This is a genomic window from Pseudomonas sp. PS01303 (assembly GCF_029959385.1).
Classification (GTDB): Bacteria; Pseudomonadota; Gammaproteobacteria; order Pseudomonadales; family Pseudomonadaceae; genus Aquipseudomonas; species Aquipseudomonas rustica.
On sequence record NZ_JASCPK010000037.1, the window covers coordinates 31817 to 43948 of the forward strand.

The 12132-nt window shown below is 61.7% G+C and carries 9 protein-coding genes; all 9 read left to right on the forward strand.

Annotated elements, in window-relative coordinates:
* Positions 1 to 19 precede the first annotated feature (19 nt).
* On the forward strand, positions 20 to 1354 hold the full coding sequence (pepP, locus tag QMX93_RS13235; RefSeq protein WP_102901403.1) for a Xaa-Pro aminopeptidase: 1335 nt from the start codon (positions 20 to 22) through the stop codon (positions 1352 to 1354).
* Positions 1351 to 2538: a 2-octaprenyl-6-methoxyphenyl hydroxylase gene (gene ubiH / locus QMX93_RS13240; RefSeq protein ID WP_212550186.1), complete on the forward strand. Its 1188-nt coding sequence runs from the start codon at positions 1351 to 1353 to the stop codon at positions 2536 to 2538. Before pepP ends, ubiH begins: the two co-directional genes overlap by 4 nt.
* Positions 2531 to 3016: a DUF4442 domain-containing protein gene (locus tag QMX93_RS13245; protein ID WP_282356461.1), complete on the forward strand. Its 486-nt coding sequence runs from the start codon at positions 2531 to 2533 to the stop codon at positions 3014 to 3016. Before ubiH ends, QMX93_RS13245 begins: the two co-directional genes overlap by 8 nt.
* 9 nt (positions 3017 to 3025) lie before the next feature.
* Entirely contained in the window at positions 3026 to 4255 is a 1230-nt protein-coding gene (locus QMX93_RS13250) for a 2-octaprenyl-3-methyl-6-methoxy-1,4-benzoquinol hydroxylase (protein ID WP_282356466.1), read from the forward strand.
* Positions 4256 to 4468: 213 nt separating this feature from the next.
* Positions 4469 to 5473, forward strand: a complete 1005-nt coding sequence (locus tag QMX93_RS13255) for an extracellular solute-binding protein (protein WP_008081441.1) — start codon at positions 4469 to 4471, stop codon at positions 5471 to 5473.
* Between the two features lie 154 nt (positions 5474 to 5627).
* Positions 5628 to 7244 carry an iron ABC transporter permease gene (locus QMX93_RS13260; protein WP_282356462.1) on the forward strand — a complete coding sequence of 539 codons (1617 nt, stop codon included), beginning with the start codon at positions 5628 to 5630 and terminating at the stop codon, positions 7242 to 7244.
* Between the two features lie 155 nt (positions 7245 to 7399).
* The gene (gene gcvT, locus QMX93_RS13265) at positions 7400 to 8482 is read left to right on the forward strand and encodes a glycine cleavage system aminomethyltransferase GcvT (protein WP_282356463.1); all 1083 of its coding nucleotides are present in this window, start codon (positions 7400 to 7402) and stop codon (positions 8480 to 8482) included.
* A gap of 48 nt (positions 8483 to 8530) precedes the next feature.
* The gene (gene gcvH / locus QMX93_RS13270) at positions 8531 to 8914 is read left to right on the forward strand and encodes a glycine cleavage system protein GcvH (protein WP_053124868.1); all 384 of its coding nucleotides are present in this window, start codon (positions 8531 to 8533) and stop codon (positions 8912 to 8914) included.
* Positions 8915 to 9165: 251 nt separating this feature from the next.
* Positions 9166 to 12039, forward strand: a complete 2874-nt coding sequence (gcvP, locus tag QMX93_RS13275; protein WP_282356465.1) for an aminomethyl-transferring glycine dehydrogenase — start codon at positions 9166 to 9168, stop codon at positions 12037 to 12039.
* Positions 12040 to 12132: the final 93 nt, after the last annotated feature.

Genomic DNA, 12132 nt, shown 5'->3' on the forward strand with positions numbered 1-12132 from the left:
CAGGGAAAGCCATCTGCCCATGACCCATATCCCCAAAGCGGAATACAGCCGTCGCCGCAAGGCCCTGATGGCGCAGATGGAACCCAACAGCATCGCGATCCTGCCCGCCGCCGCGGTAGCCATTCGCAACCGCGACGTCGAGCACGTCTACCGTCAGGACAGCGATTTCCAGTACCTCAGCGGGTTTCCCGAGCCGCAAGCCGTCATCGTCTTGATGCCCGGCCGCGAGCATGGCGAGTACGTGCTGTTCTGCCGTGAACGCAACGCCGAACGCGAATTGTGGGACGGCTTGCGCGCAGGGCAGGAAGGCGCGATCCGCGACTTCGGTGCCGACGACGCTTTCCCGATCACCGACATCGACGACATCCTCCCGGGCCTGATCGAAGGTCGCGACCGGGTGTATTCGGCGATGGGCAGCAACCCCGAATTCGATCGTCACTTGATGGACTGGATCAATGTGATCCGCTCCAAGGCGCACCTTGGCGCCCAGCCACCGAACGAATTCGTTGCGCTGGATCATTTGCTCCACGACATGCGCCTGTATAAATCGGCGGCAGAAGTGAAGGTGATGCGCGAAGCCGCACGGATCTCGGCGCAAGCGCATATTCGCGCGATGCAGGCCAGTCGGGCCGGGCTCTACGAGTACAGCCTCGAAGCCGAACTCGACTACGAATTCCGCAAGGGCGGGGCGAAAATGCCCGCTTACGGTTCGATCGTCGCCGCCGGGCGCAACAGCTGCATCCTGCATTACCAACAGAATGACGCGCTGCTCAAGGACGGCGATCTGGTGTTGATCGACGCCGGTTGCGAGATCGACTGCTATGCCAGCGACATTACCCGCACCTGGCCGGTTAACGGCAAGTTTTCGCCCGAGCAGAAAGCGATTTACGAATTGGTCTTGGCCTCGCAGGAAGCCGCATTCGCTGAAATCGCGCCGAACAAGCATTGGAATCAGGCGCACGAAGCCACGGTTCGCGTGATCACCACAGGGCTGGTGAAGCTCGGATTGTTGCAAGGCGAGGTCGACGAGTTGATCGCCAGCGAGGCCTATAAAGCCTTTTATATGCACCGCGCCGGCCACTGGCTGGGCATGGATGTACACGATGTCGGCGAGTACAAAGTCGGCGGCGAATGGCGCGTGCTCGAAGTCGGCATGGCACTGACCGTGGAGCCGGGCATCTACATCGCCCCGGACAATCAGAACGTCGCGAAGAAATGGCGCGGCATTGGCGTGCGCATCGAGGACGACGTGGTCGTGACCAAAACAGGCTGTGAAATCCTCACCACCGGCGTACCGAAAACCGTCGCCGACATCGAAGCGCTGATGGCGCAAGCAAGGACACACGCGGCATGAGTCGAGTCAATCTGGCAATCATCGGTGGCGGTCTGGTCGGCGCCAGTCTGGCGTTGGCCTTGCAGGCCGGGGCCAAGGCGCGTGGCTGGAAAATCGTGCTGATCGAGCCGTTCGCCCCCGGCGACAGTTGGCAGCCGAGCTACGACGCGCGTTCGTCGGCGCTGTCCTTCGGCTCGCGACAGATTTATCAACGCTTGGGCGTGTGGCAGGAAATCTCTCGCCGAGCCGAGCCGATCAAACAGATTCACGTATCTGACCGTGGTCGCTTCTCCACCGCGCGTCTGTCGGCGATGGAAGAGGGCGTACCGGCACTTGGTTATGTGGTGGAAAACGCCTGGCTCGGCCATTGCCTGTGGCAGCACGTCGACAAAGACGTGATCAGTTGGCGCTGCCCGGCAGAAGTCACGCGCATGGAACCGCTGCCCGACGGCTATCGCCTGACCCTTAACGATGAAACCACGCTGGAATGCGACCTCGCCGTGCTCGCCGATGGCGGTCGCTCCGGTCTGCGCGAACAACTGGGCATCAACGTGCGCCAGCGTCCGTACAATCAGAGCGCGCTGATCGCCAACATCACCCCGAGCGAAGCGCATAACGGCATGGCCTTCGAGCGCTTCACCGATGAAGGGCCGATGGCGCTGCTGCCGCTGCCGGAAAACCGCTGCGCTTTGGTCTGGACCCGTTTGGGCATGGACGCGCAACGTCTGGCCGATTTGAGCGAGCGTGATTTCCTCAGCGAATTGCAGGGCGTGTTCGGTTATCGCCTCGGCACGTTGAAACAGGTTGGCGCGCGGCATCTTTATCCGCTGACGCTGGTCGAGGCCGAAGAACAAGTGCGCTCACACCTGGCCGTGCTCGGCAACGCGGCGCACAGCCTGCACCCGATAGCCGGGCAGGGTTTCAACCTGTCACTGCGCGATGCCGATGCCTTGGCCTCTGCATTGTTGGCCAGCGACAAACCGCTGGGCGATTTCGCCACGTTGCAGGCGTATCGCGAGCGTCAGCGTCTCGATCAGGATCTCACCGTCGGTTTCTCCGATCAGGTCACGCGCCTGTTCGGCAGCACGCAGCCGCTGGTGTCGCTGGGGCGCAACATCGGTTTGCTTGGCCTCGATCTGCTGCCACCGGCCAAGCGCTGGTTTGCGCGTCAGGCCATGGGGTTGGGGACGCGTCCGGATGCTTAAGTGGTTGACTAAAAAATTCGGCAAGGCGCGGTTGATGCGCTGGGTCATGACCTTTTACCCGCCGTACCTCGGCGCTGGCGTGCGCGTTCGCCATATCAGCGATGACTTCCGCGACGTCCAGGTGTCGATGGGCCTCGGCTGGTACAACCGCAATTACGTCGGCACGCAGTTTGGCGGCAGTTTGTATTCGATGGTCGATCCGTTCTTCATGCTGATGCTCATGGAAAACCTTGGCTCGAAGTACATCGTCTGGGACAAGGCTGCCGACATCGATTTCATTGCGCCGGGCAAAGGCCCGGTGTTCGCTCGGTTCAGCATCGACGAGACCTTGCTCGGCGAGATTCGCCGGCAGACCGCCAATGGCGAGAAATACCTGCCGCAGTTGCAGGTCGACATTCATGACGGCGCCGGCAACCTTGTCGCGCGGGTCGGTAAAACCCTTTACGTGCGGCTCAAGCCGCAAGCGAGACAGGCTTAAAGCATGGACATGCGCGCAGATCTGCTGATTGTCGGAGCCGGAATGGTCGGCAGCGCCCTGGCGTTGGCGCTGCAGGACAGCGGGCTGGAAGTGCTGCTGCTCGACGGCAGCCCGCTGAGCGTCAAACCGTTCGACGCCGAAGCCGCGTTTGAACCGCGTGTGAGCGCGTTGTCCGCCGCCAGCCAGCGAATCCTCGAACGCCTCGGCGTGTGGGACGGCATCGCCGCACGGCGCAGCAGCCCGTACACCGACATGCACGTGTGGGACGGCAGCGGCACCGGACAGATTCATTTTTCGGCGAGCAGCGTGCACGCCGAAGTGCTCGGCCACATCGTCGAAAACCGTGTAGTTCAGGACGCTTTGCTCGACCGTTTGCACGATTGCGATCTGGGCATGCTCGCCAATGCGCGGCTGGAACAGATGCGCCGTTCGGGCGATGACTGGCTGCTGACGCTGGCCGATGGTCGACAGTTGCGCGCGCCGTTGGTGATCGCCGCTGATGGGGCTAACTCGGCAGTGCGCCGTCTCACCGGGATGGCCACGCGCGAGTGGGATTACATGCACCATGCCATCGTCACCAGCGTGCGCAGCAGCCAGCCGCACCAGTCGACTGCATGGCAGCGTTTTACCGATCACGGGCCGCTGGCGTTTTTGCCGCTGGAGCGTAACGGACAGCAGGATTGGTGTTCGATCGTCTGGTCGACCACGCCGAGCGAAGCCGAGCGTTTGATGGCGCTGGATGAGGCGGATTTCTGCCGCGAGCTGGAGCGTGCCTTCGAAGGTCGCCTTGGCGAAGTGGTCAGCGCTGATCCGCGACTGTGCGTGCCGCTGCGTCAGCGTCATGCCAAGCGTTATGTGGCGGAAGGGCTGGCGCTGATTGGCGATGCGGCGCACACCATTCACCCGTTGGCGGGGCAGGGTGTGAACCTTGGTTTCCTCGATGCGGCGGTGCTGGCGGAAGTGTTGTTGCAAGCGGCCGAGCGCGGGGAGCGTTTGGCGGATGTGAAAGTGCTGAGCCGTTACGAGCGTCGCCGCATGCCGCACAACCTCGCGCTGATGGCGGCGATGGAAGGGTTTGAGCGGTTGTTTCAGGCGGATCGTTTGCCGGTGCGTTGGTTGAGGAATGCCGGGTTGAAGCTGGTGGAGCAGATGCCGGAGGCGAAAGCGCTTTTTGTGCGTGAAGCTCTCGGGTTGACCGGTGATCTTCCGGCGCTCGCCAAACCCTTAAATCTTCGTTGAGGCTGATGGCCTCTTCGCGAGCAAGCTCGGCTCCTACACAGGATTGCGGTGATGCTTCGTAGGAGCAAAGCTTGCTCGCGAAGGCGTCAGTCCAGTCACCGCGATATTCAGCCTGTGCAACATCTGGTAACTCCTTCAAAAAGAGTTCGATTGAGGTGGTAAATGTGAGTCCTTATCATTTGGCCCACATTTCCCGACCGAGAGACCACTCCCATGTTGGCACCCAAGCGTCTTCTGACCGCACTGGCCCTGACCCTGATCGGTAGCACCACGGCCCAGGCCGCTGATGAGGTGGTGGTTTACTCGTCGCGCATCGATGAGCTGATCAAACCGGTCTTCGATGCCTACACCGCCAAGACCGGGGTGAAGATCAAGTTCATCACCGACAAGGAAGCGCCGCTGATGCAGCGCATCAAGGCTGAAGGTGAAAACGCCACCGCCGACCTGCTGCTCACCGTGGATGCCGGCAACCTCTGGCAGGCCGAGCAGATGGGCATCCTCCAGCCGTTCACCTCGAAAACCATCGACGCCAACATTCCCCTGCAATATCGCTCGTCCACCCACGCCTGGACTGGCCTGAGCCTGCGCGCGCGCACCATCGCTTACTCCACCGAACGGGTGAAGCCGGGCGAGTTGACCACTTACGAAGCGCTGGCCGACAAGAACTGGGAAGGGCGCCTGTGCCTGCGCACGGCGAAGAAGGTTTACAACCAGTCGCTGACCGCGACCATGATCGAAGTTCACGGCGCGGCGAAGACCGAGGAAATCCTCAAGGGCTGGGTTAACAACCTGTCCACCGACGTGTTCTCCGATGACGTTGCAGTGCTGGAGGCGATCAACGCCGGGCAGTGCGACGTGGGCATCGTCAACACTTACTACTACGGTCGCCTGCACAAGCAGAAGCCGGAGCTGCCGGTGAAACTGTTCTGGCCGAATCAGGCGGATCGCGGTGTGCACGTGAACCTGTCGGGGATTGGCCTGACAAAACATGCACCGCACCCGGAAGCGGCCAAGGCTCTGGTTGAATGGATGACCACGCCGGAAGCGCAGAAGATTTTTGCTGACGTGAACCAGGAATTCCCGGCCAACCCGGCGGTGGCGCCTTCGGAAGAAGTGGCGGCGTGGGGCAAGTTCATTGCGGACACCTTGCCGGTGGAAGTGGCGGGCAAGCGTCAGGCTGAAGCGATCCGCATGATGGATCGGGCGGGTTGGAACTGAGTCTGCTTTGATAGCGCTATGATCGTTCCCACGCTCAGCGTGGGAATGCAGTCCCCGACGCTCTGCGTCGAATCACCGAAAGCGTGACGCGGAGCGTCACAAGATGTGTGCCCACGCAGAGCGTGGGCACAATCATTTGAGCGAGACTGTTTCCTTGGCCCACCCCGCCCAACGCCGCTGGTACCCCATCGTCTTCGCCATTGCCGCGTTGGTGCTGTTGCCCCTGAGTGTTCTGCTGCTCTCCTGGCAGACCATCGATCAACAGATCTGGTCGCACCTGTGGCAAACCCAGATGCCGCGCCTGCTCGACAACACGCTGACACTAGTACTCGGCGTCGGTGTCGGCGTGACCCTGCTCGGCGTCAGCCTGGCGTGGCTCACCAGCCTCTGCGAATTCCCCGGTCGGCGCTGGCTCGACTGGGCGCTGATGCTGCCGTTCGCCATCCCCGCGTACGTGCTGGCCTTCGTCTTCGTCGGCCTGCTCGACTTCGCCGGCCCGGTGCAAACCCTGCTGCGCGAATGGTTCGGCACAGGCCTGCGCCTACCCCGCGTGCGCTCCACCGGCGGGGTGATTATCGTGCTGGTGCTGGTTTTCTACCCGTACGTTTACCTGCTGGCGCGCACCGCGTTTCTCGCGCAGGGCAAAGGCTTGATGGAAGCCGCGCGGGTGCTCGGCCAATCGCCGTGGCAAGCCTTCTGGCGCGTAGCGTTGCCGATGGCGCGGCCGGCGATTGGTGCCGGTGTGGCGCTGGCGCTGATGGAAACCCTCGCCGATTTCGGTGCGGTGTCGGTGTTCAACTTCGACACCTTCACCACCGCGATCTACAAAACCTGGTACGGCTTCTTCAGCCTGTCGAGTGCGGCGCAACTGGCCAGCCTGTTGCTGCTGGTGGTGATGCTGGTGCTGTACGGCGAACGTCGTGCGCGCGGCGCCAACCGGGCGAGCAACGAGCGGCCTCGGGTGAAAGCGCTGTATCACCTGCGCGGATTCAAAGCCCTCGCGGCGATGAGCTGGTGCGGACTGGTGTTCGCCTGCGCCTTCGTGATTCCGATGCTGCAACTGATGGTCTGGTTCTGGCAGCGCGGGCGTTTCGATCTCGATGAGCGCTATGCCGGGCTGATCCTGCACACCCTGTATCTGGGCGGCATGGCGGCGCTGATCACCGTCAGCGTCGCCTTGCTGCTGGTCTTCGCCCGGCGCTTGGCGCCGACCCCGGCGATCAACGCCGGCGTGGGGCTGGCCAATCTCGGTTACGCCTTGCCGGGTTCGGTGCTGGCGGTGTCGATCATGCTCGCGTTCAGTTATCTCGATCGCGAATTGGTGATTCCGCTCTCCGGCTGGCTCGGTGGTGCGGGCAAACCCTTGCTGCTCGGCAGTCTGGCGGCGCTGTTGATGGCGTATCTGGTGCGCTTTATTGCGGTCGCTTACGGCCCACTGGAAAACAGTCTGGCGCGTATACGGCCGTCTTTGCCCGAAGCGGCACGTAGCCTCGGTGTCAGTGGGCCACGACTGTTTTTCAAAGTGTATCTGCCGTTGTTGCTGCCCGGCACGTTGAGCGCCGCGCTGCTGGTGTTCGTCGATGTGCTCAAGGAAATGCCCGCGACCCTGCTGATGCGCCCGTTTGGCTGGGACACACTGGCCGTGCGCATCTTTGAAATGACCAGCGAAGGCGAATGGGCGCGGGCGTCGTTGCCGGCGCTGACCCTGGTTTTGGTCGGACTGTTGCCGGTCATCGGCCTGATTCGCCGCTCGGCGCATCGAAACACTTAGTAGTGAGTCCTGAATCATGCGGCTACAATGCGCGGCATTCGGTGCGGTTCGTCTGACAGACCCGTTCGCTGGAATCGGCTGAGAGCCTTCTATTTCAAGGCTTTCGCCCGTGCAGCGGCTGTCCGCACCTTCGCCACGCCCGGAAGGAGAAACCCATGGGACAGCGTACGCCTCTGTATGACCTGCATCTCGCCCTCGGCGCGAAGATGGTCGATTTTGGCGGTTGGGACATGCCACTGCATTACGGCTCGCAGGTCGAGGAGCACCACGAGGTGCGCCGCGATTGCGGGGTGTTCGATGTATCCCATATGACCGTGATCGATGTCACCGGCAACCAGGCCAAGGCCTGGCTTCAGCATTTGCTGGCCAATGACGTCGAACGCCTGCACCGCCCCGGCCGTGCGTTGTACAGCACCATGCTCAACGAGCGTGGCGGCATCGTCGACGACATGATCGTCTACCGCCTCGACGAGGGTTATCGTCTGGTGGTCAACGCGTCCACCCGCGATCAGGATCTGGCGTGGATGAACGCGCAACTTTCCGGCTACGACGTGCATTTGCATGAGCGTTCCGAGATGGCGATGCTGGCCATTCAAGGCCCGCAAGCCCGGCACAAGATTGCCGAGCTGGTGACCCAATCCCGCGCCACGCTGATCCAGCACCTCAAACCCTTCGAAGGCTATACCGACGGCGACTGGTTCATCGCGCGCACCGGTTACACCGGTGAAGACGGTCTGGAAATCGTCCTGCCAGCCAATCAGGCTCCGGGTTTCTTCAACGATCTGGTTGGCGCCGGCATTTCCCCGATCGGCCTCGGCGCTCGCGACACCTTGCGGGTTGAAGCCGGGATGAACCTCTACGGTCAGGACATCGATCAGGACGTTTCGCCGCTGGCCTCGAACATGGCCTGGAGCATCGCCTGGGAACCGGCCTCGCGCCAGTTCATCGGCCGCGCTGCCCTGGAGGCGGAAAAAGCCGCTGGCGTGGCGCACAAACTGGTCGGTCTGGTGCTGGAAGAACGCGGCGTTTTGCGCGCTCATCAAGTGGTTCGTATCGCCGATGTTGGCGAAGGAGAGATCACCAGTGGTAGTTTCTCCCCTACGCTAAGCAAATCGATTGCCCTGGCGCGTGTTCCGATGGCAACCGCCGACCGCGCCGAAGTGGAAATCCGTGGCAAGTGGTACCCGGTACGTGTGGTCAAGCCGACCTTCGTCCGCCATGGCAAAACTTTGATCTAACCTTTTCCGGCGGGCACGACCGCTGACAATTTCTCGAGGACACCGAAGATGAGCGATATCCCTGCCGACCTGCGTTTTGCCGAAAGTCATGAATGGGCCCGTCTGGAAGCCGACGGCACCGTCACTGTGGGCATCAGCGATCACGCGCAGGAAGCGCTGGGTGATGTGGTGTTCGTCGAGCTGACTGAAGTCGGCAAAGTCTTCGCTGCACAAGATCAGGCTGGTGTGGTTGAGTCGGTGAAAGCCGCTTCCGACATCTATGCGCCGATCGGCGGTGAAGTGATTGCCGTCAACGAAGAGCTGGGTGGTTCGCCTGAACTGCTGAACTCCGACCCGTACGGCGCGTGGATCTTCAAGATCAAGCCAACCGACGCGGCTGAGCTGGACAAGCTGCTGGATGCCGGCGCTTACAAGGCTGCCATCGGCGAGTAAGCATTAAGCAATACCCAAAGCCCCGACTTGTCGGGGCTTTTTCATGGGCGATGATTTCCCCCTGTGGGAGCGAGCCTGCTCGCGAAAGCGGTCTGTCAGACACATTTGAATTGAATGACACAGCGCATTCGCGAGCAGGCTCGCTCCCACAAGGGGAAAGGGTTTCTCTGAAAATTGGCGGCGACATGGACTGCTATGCTGGTTTGACCGTGTTGCATTGACGCCGAGCGCCAGCCAAGAGAGAGCCCGTCATGTCCCAGTTGCCGTCCTTGAGCCAGTTACGCGATCCCGATGCCTTCCTGCGTCGTCACCTCGGCCCGGATGCCGCCGAGCAACAAGCGATGCTCGACAGCCTCGGCCTCGGCAGTCGCGCCGAACTGATCGAACAGACTGTGCCGCCGGGCATCCGCTTCAATCGCGCACTCGATCTGCCGCCGGCGCTGGATGAACAAGCGGCGCTGGCCAAACTGCGCGGTTATGCCGAGCAGAATCAGGTCTGGAGCAGCCTGATCGGTATGGGCTACCACGGCACCCTGACGCCGACCGTCATCCTGCGCAACGTGCTGGAAAATCCCGGTTGGTACACCGCGTACACGCCGTATCAACCGGAGATCGCCCAAGGCCGGCTCGAAGCGCTGCTGAATTTCCAGCAACTGACCATCGACCTCACCGGCCTCGAATTGGCCAACGCCTCGCTGCTCGATGAAGCCACGGCGGCGGCTGAAGCCATGGCGCTGGCCAAGCGTGTGGCGAAGTCGAAGAGCAATCTGTTTTTCGTCGATGAGAACTGTCACCCGCAGACCATTTCCGTGGTGCAGACCCGCGCCGAGGGCTTCGGCTTTGAGCTGATCATCGACGCTGTGGATAACTTGAAGCAGCACCAGGTATTCGGTGCGCTGCTGCAATATCCCGACACTCACGGCGAAGTGCGCGACCTGCGTCCATTGATTGATCACTTGCACGCGCAACAAGCGCTCGCGTGTGTCGCCACGGATTTGTTGAGTTTGCTGTTGCTGACCCCGCCGGGTGAGTTGGGCGCCGATGTGGTGTTTGGCTCATCGCAACGGTTCGGCGTACCGATGGGTTACGGCGGCCCGCATGCTGCGTTTTTTGCCAGTCGTGAGGAATACAAACGGGCGATTCCCGGGCGGATCATCGGTGTGTCGAAAGACGCTCGGGGCAACGTCGCGTTGCGCATGGCCCTGCAAACCCGCGAGCAACATATCCGCCGCGAGAAGGCCAACTCGAACATCTGCACAGCGCAGGTGCTGTTGGCGAATATCGCCAGTTTCTACGCGGTGTATCACGGCCCGGAAGGTCTGAAACGCATTGCCCAGCGGGTGCATCGGTTGACCTGCATTCTGGCTGCAGGCCTTGAACGGCATGGGCTGAAACGCCTGAACGCGCAGTTTTTCGACACGCTGACGCTCGACGTTGGTGGCGCACAAACCGCGATCATCGAAAGCGCTCAGGCTGCGCAGATCAACCTGAGGATTCTCGGCCGTGGCCGCGTCGGGCTGAGCCTTGACGAGACCTGCGATGAAACGACCGTGGCGAAACTGTTCGATGTCTTGCTCGGGGCCGATCACGGCTTGAGCGTCGACGATCTCGACGCCGAGGCGCTGACCTCGGGCATCCCCGACAACCTTCAGCGCACAACGCCGTACCTGCGCCATCCGGTCTTCAACGCGCACCACAGCGAAACCGAGATGCTGCGCTACCTCAAACAACTGGAGAACAAGGATCTGGCGCTCAACCAGTCGATGATCCCGCTGGGCTCCTGCACCATGAAACTCAACGCCACCAGCGAGATGATCCCGATCACCTGGCCGCAATTCGCCAACCTGCATCCGTTCGTGCCGCGCGAGCAAGCCGTCGGCTACACGCTGATGATCGAGGAGCTGGAGCGCTGGCTCTGCGCGATCACCGGTTTCGATGCGATCTGCATGCAGCCCAACTCGGGTGCGCAGGGCGAATACGCCGGGCTGCTGGCGATTCGCAAATATCACGAGAGCCGGCAGCAGGGTGTGCGGGATATTTGCCTGATTCCTTCGTCAGCCCACGGCACCAACCCGGCATCGGCGCAGATGGCCGGGATGCGCGTGGTGATCGTCGAGTGCGACGCGGCGGGCAACGTGGATCTGGAAGATTTGAAAGCCAAAGCCGCTGAGGCTGGGGATAAGTTGGCGTGCTTGATGGTGACGTATCCGTCGACCCATGGTGTGTACGAGGAGGGCATCAGCGAAATCTGCGAAGTGATCCACCAACACGGCGGTCAGGTGTACATGGACGGCGCCAACCTCAACGCGCAGGTCGGGCTGGCGCGGCCGGCGGACATTGGTGCCGACGTCTCGCACATGAATTTGCACAAGACCTTCTGCATTCCTCATGGCGGCGGTGGGCCGGGGATGGGACCGATCGGGATTCGTGCGCACCTAGCGCCGTTTGTCGCCAATCACCCGGTGGTGCCGATCGACGGGCCGCTGGCGCAGAACGGCGCAGTCAGTGCGGCGCCGTGGGGCAGCGCGAGTATTTTGCCGATCAGCTGGATGTACATCGCCATGATGGGCCCGCAATTGGCCGATGCCAGCGAGGTGGCGATTCTCGCGGCGAATTACCTGGCGCAGCATTTATCCGGCGCGTTCCCGGTGTTGTACACCGGGCGTAACGGGCGGGTGGCGCATGAATGCATTCTGGATTTGCGGCCATTGAAGGCGCAGACCGGAATCAGTGAAGAAGACGTCGCCAAACGTCTGATGGATTACGGTTTCCATGCGCCAACCATGTCTTTCCCGGTGCCGGGGACGTTGATGGTCGAGCCGACCGAGAGCGAGTCGAAGGCTGAGCTGGATCGGTTTATCGGCGCGATGCTGAGCATTCGAGCGGAAATCACCGAGGTGCAAAACGGTAACTGGCCGGCAGAAGACAATCCGCTGAAACGCGCGCCGCATACCATGGCGGATGTCACCGGGATATGGGAGCGGCCATACAGTATCGAACAGGGCATCACCCCGGATGCGCACACCAAGGCGCACAAGTATTGGCCAGCGGTGAATCGGGTGGACAATGTTTACGGCGATCGCAACCTGTATTGCGCGTGCGTGCCGGTGGACGATTACCGCTGAACTCGCAGAACGCACAGATCCCCTGTAGGAGTGAGCCTGCTCGCGATAGCGTAGTGTCAGCCAATATTTTTGGCGGCTGATTCACCGCTATCG